This is a genomic window from Streptomyces sp. NPDC091682 (genome assembly GCF_044756625.1).
Taxonomy (GTDB): Bacteria; Actinomycetota; Actinomycetes; order Streptomycetales; family Streptomycetaceae; genus Streptomyces.
In genome coordinates this window covers 661,876-680,099 of the sequence record NZ_JBIVTH010000001.1, presented here as the reverse complement: position 1 = coordinate 680,099, position 18,224 = coordinate 661,876, and the positions used below count along the sequence as shown (strand labels likewise).

The window sequence follows — 18,224 nt, the reverse complement described above, 5'->3', positions numbered from 1 at the left end:
AGTGGTCGCCGGGGGCGTAGTGGCGCCAGGTTCCTCCGGCCTCTTCGGCGAGGCGGGTCGTGGTGTCGTCGTTGTAGCCGAGCATCCGGGCGACCACGCCTGCCCGTGGCCCTCGCCGCAGTCCATGCAGCCCGGCCCGGGGCGATCTGCGCCCTGCAGCTCGACGACAACGTTCCTACTCCCGGATTTCCAGTACCTCGGTCACCGGGCGGCGCGGCGTGGCGGGCCCCGCGGGTCCGTAGCCGAGGCGGAGGACCATCTGTACGTGTCCCATGGCCGCGACCGGGTCGCGGACCGTCCACCGCAGCTCCGGCCATTCCAGGGGCTGGGAAGTCATCGAGGTGGCAAGGCCGTCGGCAGTGGCCTGGAGAAGGACGCGCTCCATCGCCTGGCCGGCGTGCAGCCAGTCGACCCTCGTGTCCCCCGCGGTGCCGAGCAGGGCCAACTGCGGCCGCTTCTCGAACACGGCCCGGCCACGATCCGGCATCGGCCCGGCCCGACCGAAGTCGCGTACGGGGGCGGGGCCTGCGGAACTCTTCGGTCCGAACGCGGTGGCGGGAACGCCGTCGCGGCGCCCGCCCGTGGCGCCCGGCACGGGGGAGACCCAGGTCGCGGTCTCCGCCCGGACGAGCGGATCGATCTCCTCGCGGTGCTCTGCGTCCCGGACCAGCCCGAGCACGGTGTCCAGGTGCCACGCGTCCGGGACGGTCAGTCGGCAGCCCTCCAAGCGGGCCGCGGCCACCAGGCCGTCCAGCAGTGCGGTGGGCACCGGCTCGTCGTCAAAGGGGTACCGGCTGGTGCGGCGACGCCGGACGGCGCCGTGCAAGGAGGCCAACTGGTGCTCCTCACCAGCGGTTCCGTCGACGGCCACCGTGGCGAGCAGCCACGGTTCGGAGTCGTCCGGCAAGAGTCGTACGCGTACGGGGAGGCCGTTCCAGGCCGCGGACACCCGCAGGTTGAACAGCGCCGCGGCGCAACCGAGCTGGAGGGCACGGTGATCCGGGTCGGTCCGCGTCATGGCGCGGTCCGGATCGCCGTACAGGGCCAGGGTTCCGCTGCCCGCACGGAACACGAACTTCCACGGCTGGGCATTGTGCATGGACGGGGCGGTGACGGCGTCGTCGACGAGTCGGGCCACGGCGGCGGGATCGAGAGGTGCGACGGTCATGGGACTGGTCCTGTCTGTACGGCCTCATTCGTGCTGTTCGGCATCGGCATCCGCATCGGCATCCGCGCGGGGTGCGGCACGGTGCTACCGGGGGTCACCGGGCGGGCATCTCCTCATGCGGGTACCGGGGTGGTGAAGTCCGCCTTGACGTCCACAAGGCGCTTGAGGTGTCTGCGGGCCATCGAGCGCGCGCCGGCCACCTTTCCGTCCTGGTCCAGGACGGGGAGCGCGCTGACGTTCCACATCCGCAGCGCTGCCACGACGTCCTTGAACGCGGTGTCCCGCTCGACGGAGATCGCGGCGCGCGTCATGACGTCCTCGACGGTGCGCAGGTGCTTCATGGCGTGACTTCTTTCGTGCGGTCCGGGGCCGCCTCACCACGGCATCGCGTGGCGGGCGCGGTCGGCGTGAGCGGTTGCCGTGTCGTCGGTGCGGGCGGTCACCCGGGACGCCACCGCGACGACCCCGTCGAGGCGCTCGACGAGGCCGAGGAGTGCAGCGAGCTGACTCCGCAGCTCGACACGGCCGTCCAGGGTGACGATGCCGTCGACCACGTGGACCTCGACGTCATCGGCCGGCAGGCCCAGGACCTCCACGAGGACCTCGTCGGTGACGCGTCGGCGTATCTCGGAGTCCGGGCGCAGGAACGTGCGGAGCAGGTCACGGCGGGTGACGATGCCGACGAGCCGGTCCTCCACGTCCACGACGGGGAGACGTTCGATGCTCCGGCGGGTCATCAGCCGCGCGGCGTCAGCCACCGTCTCTTCGGCGTGGACGGTGACCGCGGGCGCGGACATGACGTCGCCCGCGGTGGGCGGTCCCGTCCCCGAGTCGTCCTGCCGGGAGCCGCGGGGGCCCGTTGTACGGGGGTCCGCCGTGTGGGCCAGCAGGTCCGTTCGGGAAACGACACCCACCACGCGGTCCTCGTCGTCCAGGACGGGGACTCCCGAGATGTCGTACTGGGCGAGGAGCTTCGCGACGTCCTTGAAAGCGGTGACCGGGGCCACGGAGACGACCTCGTCGGTCATCAGGTCCGCCACTTTGATGCGCTTCATGAGGCCCTCCTGCTCCGCCGCGTCACGCGAGGCCGGTCCCCGGTGTTGGACGTGCCCCCACCATCCACCGACCCCCGCCCGGTGATCGAGGGCCGAACGGTCCCGTCCCGGACCGAAAGGGACCCGGAAGACACGGGGGACGATGGGGCCCTTCGGCCCCCCCTCGGCTGTCCCGGGCGGCCCTCTGCCCGGAGCGCCGACGGTGGCAGCGTGAGGGGTGTCCTTCATCGGATCCTCGGTTGGGAGGAATCGTGGAAAGTACCTTCCGTGCTCCGGACACCAGCTCGGTCATCGTCGGCGTGGACGGCTCGGAGTCGGCGCGCAGCGCCGCCCTGTGGGCTGCCGAGGAGGCGGTGCGCCGTGACCGTCCCCTCCACGTCGTGTACGGGGCCGACACCGACGGCAGGGGCCTGTACCTGTCGGCGGAAACCGTGGAGATGGTCCGCTTCCGCGGTCGGGAGTTGCTGGACGACACGGCGAAGGCCGTGGCGGCCGAGTACCCCGACCTGAACGTGACCACCGAGTTCAGCCGGGCTGACGCCGTCACCGCCCTGCACCGGGCCGCCGGCCGCCACGGCACGGTCGTGGTGGGCCACCGGGGCCTGGGCGGATTCAACTCCCTCCTGCTCGGATCGGTGGGGCTGGGCACCGCGGCCGTCGCCATGACCCCCGTCATCGTCGTACGAGGCACCCACGGGGCCGAGGAGACCGGCACGGTCCTCGCCGCCGTGCGCGACGAGCACGACGTCCAGATCGCCCGGTACGCCGCCCGGGAAGCCGAGTTGCGGGGGGCCTCCCTGCGGCTGCTGCACGTGTGGAACATCCTCCAGTCCGTCGGCGAGGTGGTCAGCATGCTCGACGGCGTCGTCGAGATCGCGAGCGGCCACGAAGAGACCCTGCGGGCCGCCACGGACGCGATCCGCGGTGAATTCCCCGACCTGGAGATCCAGACCGACGCGGAGAAGAGCATCTCCGTCGCCGGAGTCCTGGTCGAGGCCTCCCGCCACGCCGACCTGCTCGTCATGGGCGGCCGCCGGGCCCCCGGACCCCTCGGACTCGCCCCCAACCTGGGCAGGGCCACGCACAGCCTGCTGCACCACGCGCACTGCCCCGTCCTCCTCGTCCCCCGGACCGGCGCCGATTCCGGGAGCCGGGCGTGAACGGCCACCAGCCGGGAAGACACGGCATCGTCGTGGGCATCGACCCGGATCGGGAACGACACCTTCCGCTGGCCTGGGCCGCCGACGAAGCCCACCGGCGCCGGCTCCCGCTGCGCCTGGTCCTCGCGGTACCACCCCGGCACGACGCCCTCACGTCGACGACGCTCCCGGCCGGAACGACACCCCCGAGGCGAGCGTCACCGGTGGGCCCGGTGATCACCGGGCCCACCGACCGACCCGGGCCGAGGGCCGACCGCTGACCGCCGACCGTCGACCGGCCCGTTAGGGCCGCTACGAGTGGGAAGGCCCTCCGGCCCGGGGATACGGTGGAGGCGACGGCCCCCGTCGCCCTCGTTGCCGGCCGGAGGTGGGGCATGAGCGCATGCGACCAGCCCGCCCGCAGCGGTGTGCCACGCCTGCGGCTCGACGAGCTGCTGGACGAACTCAAGGTGCGGATCGACGAGGTCAGGGGAACCGCGACCGGTTGAACGGCCTGCTCGAAGCCGTCATGTCGGTGGGCCGGGAACTCGACCTTCCCCAGGTGCTCCGCGGCATCGTCGAGGCCGCCGTGCTGCTCGTGGACGCCGAGTACGGGGCCCTCGGCGTCGTCGGGGACGACAAGAAGCTGGCCGAGTTCCTGCCCGTCGGCGTCAGCGACGGCCTCCGCACCCAGATCGGGGCCCTGCCGTCCGGCCACGGCATCCTCGGTGAGCTGATCCGCCACCCCGAGCCGCTCCGGCTGTCGGAGCTGTCCGAGCACCCGGCCTCGTACGGCTTCCCGGCCACCCCGCCGATGCACTCCTTCCTCGGAGTCCCGATCCGGGTCCGCGAGGAGGTCTTCGGCAACCTTTATCTGACCGAGAAGCGCGGCGGAGCCGAGTTCGACGCCGAGGACGAGGCGGTGTTGTCCACCCTCGCCGTCGCAGCCGGCATCGCCATCGAGAACGCCCGGCTCTTCGAAGAAGTCCGACTGCGCGAGCGCTGGCTGGAGGCCGGCTCCGACATCACCAGCGCCCTGCTCTCCGGAGCACCCGAGGACGAGGTCCTCCAGGGCATGCTGGAGCGCGTCAACAACATCACCGGCGCTGACATGGGCGTCTTCTACCTGCTCGGCGCCGCCGGCGAGCTGAGGGGCTCGCTCGCCCTCGGGGAGGCGGCCGAGGCGCACCGCGGGATCGTCTTGCCCCGCACCCGGGGCACCCTCGCCGAGGCCGCACTGGCCCGCGACGGCCTCATCACGGTTCCCGACGTGGCCACCGACGGGCGCGTGACCGTGCAACCGGAGAGGTGGGCGGGCTTCGGCCCGGCGGTCGCCGTCACCGTCGGCACCAAGGAACGGCTCAGCGGCGTCCTGATTCTGGCCCGCCGGCACGGTCGCCCCCTGTTCGCCGCCGCCGAAGTCGCCGCGCTGCCGGGGTTCGCGGGTCAGGCCGCCCTCGCGCTGGAGCTCGCCGACCGGCGCCGCGACGCCGAGCAGCTGAGCCTGCTGGAGGATCACGACCGCATCGCCCGCGACCTGCACGACCTGGCCATCCAGCGCCTCTTCGCCACCGGCATGACCCTCCAGAGCGCACAGCGCTTCGTCGACCACCCCCAGGCGTCCGAACGCCTCGCACGCGCCGTGGACGACCTGGACGCCACCATCAAGATCATCCGTTCCACCATCTTCGGACTCCGCGAGCACCGGGCCCCCGGTGAGGCGGCCGCGCTGCGCACCCGCCTGGTCCGGGCCCTGGACGAGGCCGCCGCGGCCCTGGGCTTCGCCCCGGCCCTACGGACGGAGGGACTGATCGACACCGACGTACCGTCGGCCGTCGCGGACGAGGCCCTCGCCGTGGTGGGGGAAGCCCTCACCAACGTCGCCCGCCATGCCCGGGCCACACGGGCAGAGGTCTCGATCACCGCGGCCGAGGGGAACCTGACCGTCACCGTGACCGACAACGGCGTCGGCCTGTCCGCGGGCGGCCGGCGCAGCGGACTGCGGAACCTGACCGAGCGTGCCGAAGGACTGGGTGGCCGGATGGAGGTCGCGGGACGGGACGACGGGGAGCGGGGCACCTGCCTGGAGTGGAAGGTGCCACTGGTTCCGCCGACGGGGTGACCCTACGAGGTGACCGTCGTCAGTGCTCCTCCTACTTCGCCGTCCCGGCGTTGTGCTCGTGCACTTGGGCGGCGATGACGGCGGCCTGGACCCGCCGCTCGACGCCGAGTTTGCCCAGCAGCCATGAGATGTGGTTCTTGACCGTCTTTTCGGACAAGTAGAGCTGCTTGGCGATCTGCCGGTTGGTGAGGCCGTCGCCGATGAGTTCGAGGACGGCCCGCTCCCGTTCGGACAGGGCCGCCAGGCGGGCGTCTTCCGGTGGCTTCGCCGCTTCAGGGGCGCGCAGGGAGCGCATCAGACGGGCGGTGGTCGCGGGGTCCAGCATCGACTGGCCCGTGGCCACCGTGCGCACGGCCGAGACCAGGTCGGAGCCCTTGATCTGCTTCAGCACGTAGCCGGCGGCACCCGCCATGATCGCGTCCAGCAGGGCGTCCTCGTCGTCGAACGAGGTCAGCATCAGACAGGCCAGGCCCGGCATGCGCGAGCGGAGCTCGCGGCAGACGGTGATGCCGTCGCCGTCGGGCAGCCGCACGTCGAGTACGGCGACGTCCGGACGGAGCGCCAGCCCGCGGACCAGTGCCTGCTCGGCGGTGCCGGCTTCGCCCACGACGACGATGTCCGGCTCTGCGTCCAGGAGGTCTCGCAGCCCGCGCCGGACCACCTCGTGGTCGTCGAGGAGGAACACCTTGACCGGCGCTTCGGAGGAGGCGTTCGGATCATCGGACATGATCGCCCCTGGTTCGGTCCGTTCCATGCGTTTCCAACGGAATTGTCTCAGGAAGGTGGGCGACGCACCTGGCGGCCGGCAGCAAGGCACGCTAGCCACGCCGGGCAGAGATGACGGTGTCCGTGCCGTCCGTGCTCGCCTTGCTGTCCAGCTCCATCCGGACGTCCACGACGCCCTCGACCGCGCGCACGGCCCGGGCGAGCAGGGGGATCAGGGCCCGGTCCCGCAGTGGGCCGCGCAAGGTGACCACGCCGTCCTGCACGGCGCATGCCAAGGCCACCTCGGGCGCCAGGTCGGCGAGCACGCTCTGGCGGATCTCCTCCTCCACCTCCTCGTCGGGCCGCAGGAACACCTTCAGCAGGTCGCTGCGACTGACCACGCCCTCCAGCGCGCCGAGCGCGTCCACCACGGGCAGGCGCTTGACGTGCTTGCGGGCCATGATCCGGGCGGCTTCGGCGACGGGCGCGTCGGGGTGCACGGTGATCGCCGGACTCGACATGAGCTCCTCGGCCAGAACCGCGCCGGCCTTCGAAGCCTCCTCCAACTGCTCGGGCAGCGCGGGTTCCGTACGCCGGAACTCCTCCTTCGGCAGCAGGTCCGCCTCGGAGACCACGCCGACGACGCGGCCCTCGCCCTCCAGGACGGGGACCGCGCTGACGTTCCACTGGTGCATCAGCTCGACGATCTCCTTGTACGACGCCTCGCGGCCGATGGCGATGGCGGTGTGCGTCATGACGTCACTGACGGTGTAGCGGGATGCGGGCATGACCGGCTCCTTCGCCGTGCGGACGATCGGGCGATCGGACCATCAGAGGGAATTGCCGCTGCCGTGAGGTGCGTACAGATCGAGGAGGCGCACGCGGGCGGCCTGCAGTCGGTGGGCGAGGACCTGCCCGACCCAATGGCCGAGGGCAGAGCCGAAAGCGGTGTCGGCGTCCATCAGCATCCGCACGCGCGCCGCGTAGAGACGCGTCCCCTCGGCGAAGTTGACCTCTCTGGCCAGCTCCAGCAGACGGGAACGGCAGTCGGCGGGCAGCGCCGCGGAGAAGCGGGCGGGTGACGGGGTGCTCATGAGCGGCCTCCTGTTCGAGTCCGTCTTCAGTCTCGTCGTTCCCGCCGGTCCCGGGCATGGGCCCACCGGTCCCGGCTGCGGGCCGACCGGTCCATGCCGGGGGCCGGCGCAGCCGGAGATCCTGGCAGCGGACGGCCGGCGGCCGGCGCGCTCGCGCGCTTCACCTGCGTGCAGTCCTCCGCCCGGCACGATGGTGAGCCGCAGCCCCGCACGGAGTCCCGGAGGTGCCATGCCCCAGCACGGACGGATCGCGGCGGTCCCGCCCGCCTTCCGTGGCTACGGGAGGAACTGGCTACGGGGCGACGCCCTGGCCGGGATCACGGTCGCCGCCTACCTGGTTCCCCAGGTCATGGCGTACGCGGGGGTGGCAGGTCTGCCCCCGGTCGTCGGCCTGTGGGCCGTGCTGCCCGCCATGGCCCTCTACGCCCTGAGCGGTACCTCGCGCCTGCTGTCCGTCGGACCGGAGTCGACCACCGCCCTCATGACCGCCGTGGCCGTCGGACCGTTGGCAGCGGGCGACCCCGCGCGTTACGCGGTGCTCGCGGCAGCCCTGGCGCTCGTCGTCGGCCTGCTCGCTCTGGTCGCACGGGCCGTCCGGCTCGGCTTCCTGGCCGATCTCCTCTCCAGGCCCGTGCTCGTCGGCTACCTGGCCGGAGTCGCCTTCATCATGATCGTGGACCAGCTGCCCCGCCTCACCGGCACCAGCGGTAGCGGATCGGGATTCTTCCCCCAGCTCTCGTCGTTCCTCCGCCACATCGGCGACCTCCACGGGCCCACGACGCTGATGGCCGCGGGCTGTCTGCTCCTGCTGTTCACCCTGCCCCTGCTACGGCGGCCCCTGCCCGGACCGCTCGTCGTCCTCGTCCTGTCCACGGTGGTGGTGGCCGTCTTCGCGCTGGACGCGGACCAGGGGATCGACGTCATCGGCACGGTCCCGACCGGCCTGCCCTCCTTCGCCCTGCCCCGGCCGGCCGACCTCGCCGACCTGGTGCTGCCGGCCCTCGGCGTGCTCCTGGTCGGCTACACCGACGTCGTCCTCACCGCACGCGCCTTCGCCCGGCACGACGACCCACAGCCCTTGGACGCCAACCGGGAGCTGCTGGCCCTCGGCGCGGCGAACCTCGGCGCCGGACTCCTCCAGGGCTTCCCGGTCAGCAGCAGTGCCAGCCGCACCGCCCTCGCGGACTCTTCGGGAGCCCGCACCCAGGCGTACTCCCTCGTGGGCGCCGCCTGCGTGGCCGCCGTCCTCCTCTTCCTCGCCCCGCTGCTCAGCCACACCCCCTCCGCCGCACTCGGCGCCATCGTCGTCTATGCCGCCGTACGCCTGGTCGAAGTGAGCGAGTTCCGCAGGCTCGCGGCCTTCCGCCGCCGCGAGTTCCTGCTCGCCCTCGGCTGCGGTCTCGGCGTCCTCACCTTCGGCATCCTGTACGGCGTGCTCCTCGCCGTGGCGCTGTCCGTCGCCGAACTCCTCACCCGGGTCGCCCGCCCCCACGACGCGGTCGAGGGGATGGTGCTCGGTCTGGCCGGCATGCACGACATCGACGACTATCCGTCCGCGCGCACCGTGCCCGGTCTCCTCATCTACCGCTACGACTCACCGCTGTTCTTCGCCAACGCCGAGGACTTCCGCCGCCGGGCGCTGGCCTCGGTCGCTGCCCAGGAAGACCCCGTCCACTGGTTCGTCCTGAACACCGAGGCCAACGTCGAGGTCGACATCACCGCCCTCGACGCCGTCGAGGCCCTGCGCTCGGAACTCGCCCGCCGGGACATCGTGTTCGCACTCGCCCGCGTCAAACAGGACCTGCGCCGCCCCCTCGACGCCTACGGCCTGACGTCCGCCGTCGGCCCGGAGCGCATCTTCCCCACGCTCCCCACCGCCGTCGCCGCCTACCAGGACTGGCGACGCGCCACGGGACACGACCCGGCCCTTTGACGGGGATCAGCCGGGGGCGGGGGCCGCGACGAGTTCGACCTCGAAGCCGTCGTCGTTCTCCAGGTAGGCGGCGTAGTGCTGGGGGCCGCCGGCGTGCGGATGGCGGTCCGGGAACATCAGGTGCCAGCCGTGCCCGGTCGACTCCTCGGCCAGGCGCTCGACCGCGGCGGGATCCTCGACGTGGAAGGCCAGGTGGTTCAGGCCCGGCCGGCAGCGGTCGTGCCGGTCCGCGGTGAGGGCCGGGGACTCCTCGACGACCAGGTAGGTCGGTCCGAGCCGCCAGCTGTGGCCGTTCTCCCAGTGCTGGAAGGGGGAGTGGCCCAGTGTCTCCAGGAGCCAGCCGAGCGAGGCGATCGCGCGGTCGAGATCCGGCACCCAGAGTTCGACGTGGTGCAGGGTGCCGCTGACCGGCCGGCTCATCCGTAGAGCTCGCGGGCGCGGGCGAGGTCCACCGGCCCGTCCTCGGGCAGGTGCAGGAAATGGTCGAGCTGCCACTCCTGGGCCCTGCCCGCCTGGCGGTTGGTGGTGGTCACCCACGGTGGGTAGACGCGGAAGGCGCGCTTCCCGCCGGAGCCGTCCGTCGACACCACGCCGTGCCGGCGCAGCGCCTCCGTCGGGAGCACGAACTGGCCGAAGTGGTCACCGTCGCGGGTGCTGATGACGAAGAGGTCCACGGGGTCCGCGGCGTCGAAGGGCTGGATGGGACCGCCCGGGGACCGCTTCCAGACGGTGACGAACTGCCCGACCTTGGTGGGCGTGGTCCGTGCCGCGCGGAACCGGACGGAGCGGCCGTCCAGGGTGAAGGTGTGGGCGGCGTAGTCCGCGCTCTCCGCTTCGGGGACCGGCTGCGAACAGGTGAATCCGCAGGGGTCGTAGACGAGCGCCTTCGCCGCGGCGAGGTCCGCGTGGGACGTGACGGTGTCCGACCACGGTACGGGGCTGGGCGGGGGAGATGGCGCGGGGTGCTTCGTCGTCATTGCCCCACCCTGTCACGCCCCGGACGGGCGCCCGTGACCGGGCCCCCGCGCCGTCCGGCGGCGCGCCCTCACGATTTTCGTTACTGGCGGTAACTCTATTCAAAAATAGGTGAGTTGACTCCGCTTCGAGTGACGGAAATCCAATTGCGTGACTCCTGATGCGTACATACATTCGGGGCGCTCGAAAAGCAGACCGTCCCCTGTGTGACTCCGTGAACTTCCGACCTGGTGAAGGGTCTTTCATGTTCAGTCGCTCGTACGCGGCACGTCTCTCCCTCGTGGTCCTACGGGCCGTGGCGCCCGTTGCCGCGAGCTCCTTCCTCCTGTTGTGGGCACTGCTGGAAGCGGCGCAGGCCGCCGGCGGCCGGGTGGGTGCCCTCGCCGCCCTGCCCGGCGCATCCGTCCAGGCGGCCGGCGTGACCCTCGGCGCCGCCCTCGGCGCACCCGTGGAATGGAGCCTCGCCGGCGGCGCCGGCGGGCAGGTCCACCTCGCCTCCTACGTCGAACGGTGGCCGTGGCTGCTCGTCGGCGCCCTGCTGCCCGTGGCCGTCCTCACCCTGCTCGGCCGCCGGGCCGCCGCCTGGGCGGACCGCCTCTCGATCTCCCGCCACGTGGCCGCCGCTTCCTCGGCGTCGGCGTTCGCCGCGCTCGCCGGCGGCCTGTGGGTGCTGCTCGCACGCTCGGCCTCCGAAGGACTCGTCCGCGTCTGGACGCCGCCGCTCGCCGCGACCGTGGTCCTGCTCGCCTGGGCCCTGCCCGTCGCCTTGACCGCGGCCCTCACCCGGCGCTCCGCCGCGCCCGCCGGCCTCCCGGCCGGGACCCGGGCCGCCCGGGTCCGTACCGCGCGCCGCCGCCGTGCCGTCGTCGCCGGGACGCTCTTCGCCTCCCTCCTGCCGCTGCCCGCCGCCGTCGCCGCCCCCGGCGACCCGTTGCCCGCGGGCCGTCCCACCGGCGACGACTGGAAGACCCGTAGCGACCGTTCGGACCGGGCCCTCGGCCGTCTGCGCGGCGAGAACCCGAAGTCCAAGGTGGTCTCCACGCGGGACACCAAGCGCGGTACCCCCACCTCGGTCGTCCTCGACGCCCCCGTCTCCGGCAGCGCCCCCCAGTGGCTCGACCGCAACGCGGGACTCCTTGGCGCGAACAGACCGTCCGCCGCCCTCCGGGCGATCCGGACCGAGCCGCAGCCCGGAGTGAGCGCGGCCACCGCATCGCGGCACCAGTGGTACCAGCAGACCGTCGACGGGGTCCCCGTGCGCGACGCCCGCGTCGGCGTGCACCTCGACCCGAGCGGCAGCCGGGTCCGGATGCTCAGCAACGGCTTCCGGCCCGACCTCACCGTGGCCTCCACCCGGCCCGGGGTGACGGCGAAGACCGCCGAGGCCCAGGCCCGCGCCGCGCTGCCCGGCGCCACCGCCACCGCCGCGCCCACCCTGATGCTGTACCCGGGCGAGCCCGTCAAGGGCCGCTCCGTGCCGGCCGACCTGGTGTGGGAGGTCCGGCTCGCCAACAGCTCCGGATCCATCGCCAACAGCTACTTCGTCGACGCCGTCGGCGGCACCGGAATCCTCCACGTGCAGAGCAACATCCACGACGCCCTGAACCGCACGGTCTACGACATGGCCGGCTCCAAGACCATGCCCGCCCAGCCGATGATGACCGAGAGCAACCCGGACTACCAGGGCGTGGAGGACGCCCGCCGGGCCTGGTTCGCCATGGGCCACACGTACACGTACTACAAGGAGCGCTTCAACCGCGACAGTTACGACGGCCAGGGCGCCCCGCTGAAGATCATCGTGCGGAACGGGAACATCAACAAGAACGCCTACTGGAGCCCCGACCGCAAGGAGATGCTCTTCGCCGAGGACATGGTCGACCTCAGCGTCTCCGCCCACGAACTGACCCACGCGGTGGACTCGGCCTCCGCCAACCTCGTCTACCAGTACCAGTCCGGCGCGCTCAACGAGAGCTTCTCCGACATCTTCGGCAAGAGCGTCGACCGCTGGCAGGGCGGCAACAACTGGGAGATCGGCAGCAGCGAGATCGCCACGGGCGTCATCCGCGACATGGCCAACCCCGGCAAGTTCGGCCAGCCGGCCCACATGCGCGACTTCGAGGTCAAGTGCGGTGACGCCGGCGGGGTCCACCACAACTCCGGCATCCCGAACCGGGCCTACGTCACCGCGTACGAGAAGCTCGGCGTCAAGGCCGAATACATCTTCTACGAAGCGTTGACCAACTACCTCTTCCCCACGGCCACGTTCGCCGACGCCGTGAACGCCACCCAAGCGGCCGCCTGGGACCGGTACGGCAAGGAGAGCCCCGAGGCCGCGGCCGTCATCGAGGCCTGGAACTCCGTCGGCGTCACCAGCGAGACCGACGACCCGCGCGGCGCCAACTGCGTCTGCTCCGCCGGCTCCTCGCTGCGCACCGCCAAGCTGTCCGCCGACGGCCCGCAGGCCGCGCAGATCCGCGCCGCCCTCTACCTCGCCCAGGACCTGCTGCCCGAGGCCTCCCCGGCGGTCCGCTACTACGTCGACCTCTACAACCAGGACAACGGCCTGATCCAGCCCCTGATGGCGGAACACCCCGCCCTCAACGGCGAGTTCGCCATGGTGCTCCAGACCCTCACCCCGCTCCTGCTGGACGCCGCGAACGTCGACGGAGCCCCACAGGCGACCGTCACCGCCGAGCACATCGCCGCGGTGGACCGGCTCATGGACAACGTGATCGTCGCCGACCAGGGCCGCCCGGGCGGCGGAGCGCTCACCCACTCCATCGCGACGCAGTGGCGCGCCTCCGACTACCGCTCGATCGGCGGGCTCTCGGCCGACGACGCGATGGCCGCCATGGACGCCTCCGTCAAGGACCGGCTGTGACGGCCCGCTTCCCCTTCCTGCGGCTGCTGCTCACCGGATCGCTCCTGGTCCTGCTCGGCGCGCTGCCCACGACCACGGGCGGCGCCCCCGCCCGGGCCGCGGTCCCGCCCGCCGCAGGGGCCAAGGTCGCACCCGAGCTCGCCCGGAAGGTCGCGGGCGGCGGCCGCGCCGACTTCGTGGTGTTCCTGTCGGCCCGCGCCGATCTCGCGCGGGCCCGCGGGACCACCGACCACGGAGCACGCGTCGCCGCCGGCACGGAGGCCCTCAAGGGCGCCGCGCAGGACAGCCAGAAGGGCCCCTCCGCCGTGCTCCGCCGGGCCGGGATCCAGCACCAGGGGTTCTGGCTGGTCAATGTGATCGTGGTGGAGAGCGGGGACGAGAAGACCGTACGCACGCTCGCCGAGCAGCCCGAGGTACGGGAGATCCGCCAGGTGGCGCCCGTCCGGCTGCCCGAACCCCCGTCGGGGGCGAAGGCCACCGCCGACACCCCGGCCGCGCCGCCCGCCGGGTGGAACATCCCCGCCACGGGCGCCCCGCAGGCCTGGGAGCGCTTCGGAACCCGCGGCGAAGGCGTGGTCATCGCCTCCATCGACACCGGGGTCCAGTTCGACCACCCCGCCCTCGCGGCCTCGTACCGGGGCAACGCGGGCGGCGGCACCTACAACCACGACTACAACTGGTACGACCCGACCAAACTCTGCGGCAAGCCGATGCTGACCCCCTGCGACAACAACGGCCACGGCACCCACACCATGGGTACGGCGGCCGGCGGCAACGGGCCGGACGGAGCGCCGATCGGGATGGCCCCGGGCGCGCGCTGGATCGCCGCCAAGGGGTGCGAGGGCGGCAGCTGCTCCGTCGACAGCCTGCTGCGCGCCGGTGAGTGGCTCGCCGCACCCACCGATCTGCGCGGCGAGAACCCGCGGCCGGACCTCGCACCCCACGTGGTCAACAACTCCTGGGGAATGTTCGGCAACGACCCCTTCTACACCGAGATGGTGCAGGGGTGGCGGGACCTCGGGATCTTCCCCGTCTTCGCGGCGGGCAACAGCGGACCGGAGTGCGACACCACCGGTTCGCCCGGCGACTACCCGACCACCTACTCGGTCGCCGCCTACAGCCCGTCCGGGGAGATCGCGAAGTTCTCCAGCCGCGGGCACCCCGGCCGTCCCGGCAAACCCGACATCACCGCACCGGGCGAGACCATCCTCTCCAGCATGCCCGGCGGCAAGTACCAGGTGATGAGCGGGACATCGATGGCCGCGCCCCACGTGGCCGGGGCCGTCGCCCTGCTGTGGTCCGCGTCCCCCCGGCTCATCGGCGACTTCGCCGCGACTGCCGCACTGCTCGGCTCCACCGCGGTCGACGTCGCCGACGTGACCTGCGGCGGAACCGCGGCGCGCAACGGCGTCTGGGGCGAAGGCCGGATGGACGTCCTCGCCGCCATGGCGGCCGCCCCGAAGGGCGACATGGGAGCCGTGTCCGTGCGCCTGACCGACGTGGACGACGGGCAGCCCGTTGCGGGCGCGCTCGCCAAGGTCACCGGGCAGGGCATGGAACGGGTCGGCGCCACCGCGCCCGACGGCACCCTGCGGCTGGTCCTGCCGACCGGCCAGTACACCGTTGCCGTCTCGGCCTTCGCCCACCTGCCCGCGTCGAAGACCTTCACGGTCACGGCCGGTCAGACCGCCTCGGTGGCGCTCGCCCTGCCGGACGCGCCCACCGTGGACCTGACCGGCCCACTGCACGACATCGTCGGCCAGCCGGTCAAGGGGGCGCAGGTCCGCCTGGAGCGGACCCCGCTGCCGGCCGTCACGAGCGACGCGACGGGCACGTACCGGATCGGCGGAGTGCCTCCCGGTACCTACTGGCTGACGGTCTCCGACGCCGGTTGCGGACTGGGCAGCCGGCGGGAGGTCACGGTCACCGCCGGAGCGCAGCCCGCACTCGTGATGGGCGTCCGCGACGACGCGGCGGGACACACCTGCCACGGAGTGCCCTACACCCCGCTCGCCGCGCCCGATCCGGTCGCGCTGACCGGCGACGACGCCTTCGTATCGGTACCGCTGCCCTTCCCCGTCGCCCACTACGGGCAGACGTACGGCACGGCCTGGGTGAGCACCAACGGCTTCCTCAGTTTCCTGGCCGGCACGAAGATGGCGGCCAACTCGGCCCTGCCGCACGGCGGTCCGCCGAACGCCTCGGTCATCCCCTTCTGGGACGACCTGGTCGTCGACGCCTCCGCCTCCGTGCGCAAGGGAGTCTCGGGAGCCGCGCCGCAGCGCCGGTTCGTCATCGAATGGCGCAACGTCCTGATCTACGGGACGACCCAGCGCATCACCTTCCAGGCGGTCCTGGAGGAACAGGGGGGCAGCACGCTCCAGTACGTCGACATCCCGGAGGCGGACCGGGCGCAGGGCTCCTCGGCGACCGTCGGCATCGACAACGCCGACGGCTCGATCGCCGTGCCGTTCTCCCACAACCGCCCGATCCTCAGTGCGCAGCGGGCGTACCGCTTCGCGGTCCCGGGCGTGCTCCAGGGCGAGATCCGCGACCTCGACACGGGAGCCCTCCTCGACCAGGCGCTCGTGAAGGTCACCACCCCGAACGGGACGGCCTTCGAGGCCCGCACCGATGCCACCGGGCGCTACGCGCTGCGGCTGCCGTACGGCGACCACCAGGTCGCGGCTAGCACACCGCTGCACGCGCCCACCGTCGCACCCGTGACGGTGACCCCGGCCAAGTCGGTGCTGGCGCACGACTTCCGGCTCGACGCCAACGGCGTACGGGGGGTGGTGCGCACCGAGGACGGAGCCGCACTACCCGGAGTGAGCGTCACCCTGGACGACGTCACGCCCCCCGTGGTCACCGGGCCGTCGGGGGAGTACCGGTTCGTGGCGGTGCCGGCCGGACAGCACCGGGTGACGGCCGTACTGGACGGCTGCCGCGTCACGGGGCAGGCCGTCCTGGACATCGAGTCCATGGAGACGCACGACTTCGTCCTGTCCCGCAAGCGGGACGCCTTCGGGCACCTCTGCACGCGCGCGAGCCAGAGCGTCGCTCCGGTGAACGGCACACCTTTGGCCCTCACCGGGGACGATGCGGAGGTCGCGGTCGACCTGCCGTTCGCCCTACCGATCTACGGGAAGAGCTACAACCGGGCCTACGTCAGCACCAACGGCGTGCTGTCCTTCAACCGACCACACTACTTGTGGAACCCGGGGGAAATTCCCACGCGGAACGGGACGAACGCTGCACTCTATCCCTTCTGGGACGACCTGAGCATGGACCAGGAGTCTTCGGTGCACACGGCGGCGACCGGCACGGCACCACACCGCAGCTTCACCGTGGAATGGCGCAAGATGCGCTTCCGGGCGGACGGAACGCGCATCACCTTCCAGGCCACGGTGGAGGAGGGCGGCACGGTCCGGTTCTCCTACCTCGACATCCCCGAGGGGAACGAGCAGGCGGCGGGCTCCCACGCCACCATCGGCATGGAGAACGACGCGGGTACGGACGCGCTCTCCTACTCCTACCGCCGGCGGTCCGTGCGCTCCGGTGAGGTGGTGACGATCACCGGTCCCGCCTCGCCGTAGGCGGACGGAGGTCCCGGACGGAGGTCCCGGACACAGGCCCCCACCCCACCGGCCGTCCGGCCGGACCGCGCACACCCCGCGCGGTCCGGCCCGGGCGGCCGTGCCGCTTCGGGCGGTCAGTCCAGGTCGATGTGGACGCTGGTGGACTTCACCCGGGCGACGGCCCGTACGCCGACCGCGAGCCCGAGTTCCTCGACCGCCTCACGGGTCAGCAGGGAGACCACCCGGTGCGGGCCGGACTGGATCTCGACCTGGGCGGCGACCTCGCCGAGCCGCACCGCCGTCACGATCCCGGGCAGTGCGTTGCGGACCGAGGTGGCGGACTCGCCCTCGCCGTCGGCGGCCTCCTGGGCGAGCGCCACGCAGAAGGCGGCCAGATGCACCCCCTCGACCATCCGCCGGTTGCCGTCCCGCAGGGTCGGGAAGCGGCCCGCGTCCGCCCAGCGGCGGGCGGTGTCGGTGCTGACGCGGAGGAGTTGAGCGGCCTCGCCGATCGTGTACAGGTGCACGCCGCAACTCTATGCCCGACGCGGCGGCCCCCGGATCGGTAGGCTGGAGCCGCCGGGCGCCCGCCACGTAGCGGCACGCAGTGGAGGTACGGATGGGGAGCACCACGACCGGACCGAGCGAGTCGACCGGACGGACCGCGGGCGGCGGCGCCGACCCGGGACTGTACGGCCCGTCCTCCGTCACCTGGCAGTGCCACGGCGACCCGATGATGTGGATCGCCGGACTCCGGGCGCTCTACCTCCAGGCCCTCCACCCGCGCGCCGTCCGCGGAGTCGTGGAGAACTCCGACTTCCGGTCGGACGCCTGGGGACGGCTGCTGCGCACCGCCGACTTCGTCGGCACCCTCACCTACGGCACCACCGAGGCCGCCGAGCGCGCCGGCCTCCGCGTCCGCACGATCCACCGCAAACTGTCCGCCACCGATCCGGACACCGGCGAACGCTTCCCCGTCGACGACCCCGAGCTGCTGCTGTGGATCCACTGCGCGCAGATCGACAGCTTCCTGCACGTCCTGCGCCGCTCCGGCGTCCCCCTCACCGCCGCCCAGGCCGACCGCTACGTCGACGAGAACCGCGTGAACGCCCGTCTCGTGGGACTCGACCCGGCCGGGGTCCCCGCCGACACCGCCGGGCTCGCCGCGTACTTCGAGCGGATCCGCCCCGAACTCGCCGCCGGCCCCGACGCCCTCGCCGTGGACGACTTCCTGCGCGGCCCGCCCGTCCCCTCCCTGCTCGTACGTGGCCGAAACCTGCTGTGGCCGCCCGTAGCCGGCCTGGCGTACGGTTCCCTCCCGGGCTGGGCACACCAGCTGTACGGGCGGTCCGCACCGGCACCGCGCAGCGTCACCCGGCGCCTGCGCCTCACCGGGCGCGTACTGCGCAGCATTCCCGCAGGTCTACGCTGGCAGCTGCCTCCAGGTCACATCTTGAAAGCGATGCGCCGCATGGGCCCCGGGAGTCGCCCCTCGCCGTACACACTGCGTACATCAGCGGCCATACTGGACCGGCCGGGGAGGGCGTAGCACGAAATCGGGGGCGGCTTTAAGA

At 72.4% G+C, this 18,224-nt stretch carries 15 protein-coding genes and 1 pseudogene; 7 read left to right on the top strand and 9 right to left on the bottom strand.

Annotated elements, in window-relative coordinates:
* Window positions 1-175: 175 nt before the first annotated feature.
* From ACIQK6_RS03305 to ACIQK6_RS03295, 3 genes are all read right to left on the bottom strand, one after another.
* On the bottom strand, window positions 176-1,168 hold the full coding sequence (locus ACIQK6_RS03305; RefSeq protein ID WP_329105450.1) for an Acg family FMN-binding oxidoreductase: 993 nt from the start codon (window positions 1,166-1,168) through the stop codon (window positions 176-178).
* A 113-nt stretch (window positions 1,169-1,281) separates the two neighbouring features.
* A complete protein-coding gene (locus tag ACIQK6_RS03300) occupies window positions 1,282-1,509 on the bottom strand; it encodes a CBS domain-containing protein (protein ID WP_402694194.1) in 228 nt (75 codons plus the stop codon).
* 33 nt (window positions 1,510-1,542) lie between these two features.
* Window positions 1,543-2,223: a CBS domain-containing protein gene (locus ACIQK6_RS03295; RefSeq protein WP_402694193.1), complete on the bottom strand. Its 681-nt coding sequence runs from the start codon at window positions 2,221-2,223 to the stop codon at window positions 1,543-1,545.
* A 251-nt stretch (window positions 2,224-2,474) separates the two neighbouring features.
* On the opposite strand from ACIQK6_RS03295, the gene ACIQK6_RS03290 reads away from it, so the two are divergent.
* The 3 genes and pseudogenes from ACIQK6_RS03290 (at window position 2,475) to ACIQK6_RS03280 (ending at window position 5,484) form a co-directional block, all read left to right on the top strand.
* Window positions 2,475-3,383: a universal stress protein gene (locus tag ACIQK6_RS03290; protein ID WP_329105456.1), complete on the top strand. Its 909-nt coding sequence runs from the start codon at window positions 2,475-2,477 to the stop codon at window positions 3,381-3,383.
* The gene (locus ACIQK6_RS03285) at window positions 3,380-3,643 is read left to right on the top strand and encodes a hypothetical protein (RefSeq protein WP_402694192.1); all 264 of its coding nucleotides are present in this window, start codon (window positions 3,380-3,382) and stop codon (window positions 3,641-3,643) included. The genes ACIQK6_RS03290 and ACIQK6_RS03285 overlap by 4 nt, the downstream gene beginning before the upstream one ends.
* A 114-nt stretch (window positions 3,644-3,757) precedes the next feature.
* Window positions 3,758-5,484 (top strand): annotated as a pseudogene (locus ACIQK6_RS03280) (GAF domain-containing protein).
* A gap of 31 nt (window positions 5,485-5,515) precedes the next feature.
* On the opposite strand, the gene ACIQK6_RS03275 reads toward ACIQK6_RS03280, so the two are convergent.
* The 3 genes from ACIQK6_RS03275 to ACIQK6_RS03265 form a co-directional block, all read right to left on the bottom strand.
* Window positions 5,516-6,211 carry a response regulator gene (locus ACIQK6_RS03275; RefSeq protein WP_402694191.1) on the bottom strand — a complete coding sequence of 232 codons (696 nt, stop codon included), beginning with the start codon at window positions 6,209-6,211 and terminating at the stop codon, window positions 5,516-5,518.
* Window positions 6,212-6,302: 91 nt separating this feature from the next.
* The gene (locus tag ACIQK6_RS03270; protein ID WP_329105460.1) at window positions 6,303-6,977 is read right to left on the bottom strand and encodes a CBS domain-containing protein; all 675 of its coding nucleotides are present in this window, start codon (window positions 6,975-6,977) and stop codon (window positions 6,303-6,305) included.
* A 42-nt stretch (window positions 6,978-7,019) separates the two neighbouring features.
* Complete coding sequence (locus tag ACIQK6_RS03265; protein WP_329105462.1) at window positions 7,020-7,283, bottom strand: hypothetical protein; 264 nt, start codon at window positions 7,281-7,283, stop codon at window positions 7,020-7,022.
* Between ACIQK6_RS03265 and ACIQK6_RS03260 the strand changes: the two genes are divergently transcribed.
* On the top strand, window positions 7,282-9,216 hold the full coding sequence (locus ACIQK6_RS03260) for a SulP family inorganic anion transporter (protein WP_402694190.1): 1,935 nt from the start codon (window positions 7,282-7,284) through the stop codon (window positions 9,214-9,216). The genes ACIQK6_RS03265 and ACIQK6_RS03260 overlap by 2 nt on opposite strands.
* Window positions 9,217-9,222: 6 nt before the next feature.
* On the opposite strand, the gene ACIQK6_RS03255 is transcribed toward ACIQK6_RS03260, so the two are convergent.
* Complete coding sequence (locus ACIQK6_RS03255) at window positions 9,223-9,636, bottom strand: VOC family protein (protein WP_329105467.1); 414 nt, start codon at window positions 9,634-9,636, stop codon at window positions 9,223-9,225.
* Window positions 9,633-10,193, bottom strand: a complete 561-nt coding sequence (locus ACIQK6_RS03250; RefSeq protein WP_329105469.1) for a MepB family protein — start codon at window positions 10,191-10,193, stop codon at window positions 9,633-9,635. The genes ACIQK6_RS03255 and ACIQK6_RS03250 overlap by 4 nt, the downstream gene beginning before the upstream one ends.
* Before the next feature lie 242 nt (window positions 10,194-10,435).
* On the opposite strand from ACIQK6_RS03250, the gene ACIQK6_RS03245 reads away from it, so the two are divergent.
* Complete coding sequence (locus tag ACIQK6_RS03245; protein ID WP_329105471.1) at window positions 10,436-13,072, top strand: M4 family metallopeptidase; 2,637 nt, start codon at window positions 10,436-10,438, stop codon at window positions 13,070-13,072.
* Window positions 13,069-16,668, top strand: a complete 3,600-nt coding sequence (locus tag ACIQK6_RS03240) for a S8 family serine peptidase (RefSeq protein ID WP_402694189.1) — start codon at window positions 13,069-13,071, stop codon at window positions 16,666-16,668. Before ACIQK6_RS03245 ends, ACIQK6_RS03240 begins: the two co-directional genes overlap by 4 nt.
* Before the next feature lie 116 nt (window positions 16,669-16,784).
* Here the strand turns inward: ACIQK6_RS03240 and ACIQK6_RS03235 are convergent, their stop codons facing one another.
* On the bottom strand, window positions 16,785-17,177 hold the full coding sequence (locus ACIQK6_RS03235; RefSeq protein WP_329105475.1) for a TOBE domain-containing protein: 393 nt from the start codon (window positions 17,175-17,177) through the stop codon (window positions 16,785-16,787).
* 92 nt (window positions 17,178-17,269) lie between these two features.
* Here ACIQK6_RS03235 and ACIQK6_RS03230 point away from each other — a divergent pair, with 92 nt between their 5' ends.
* Window positions 17,270-18,199, top strand: a complete 930-nt coding sequence (locus tag ACIQK6_RS03230; RefSeq protein ID WP_402694188.1) for an oxygenase MpaB family protein — start codon at window positions 17,270-17,272, stop codon at window positions 18,197-18,199.
* Window positions 18,200-18,224 lie beyond the last annotated feature (25 nt).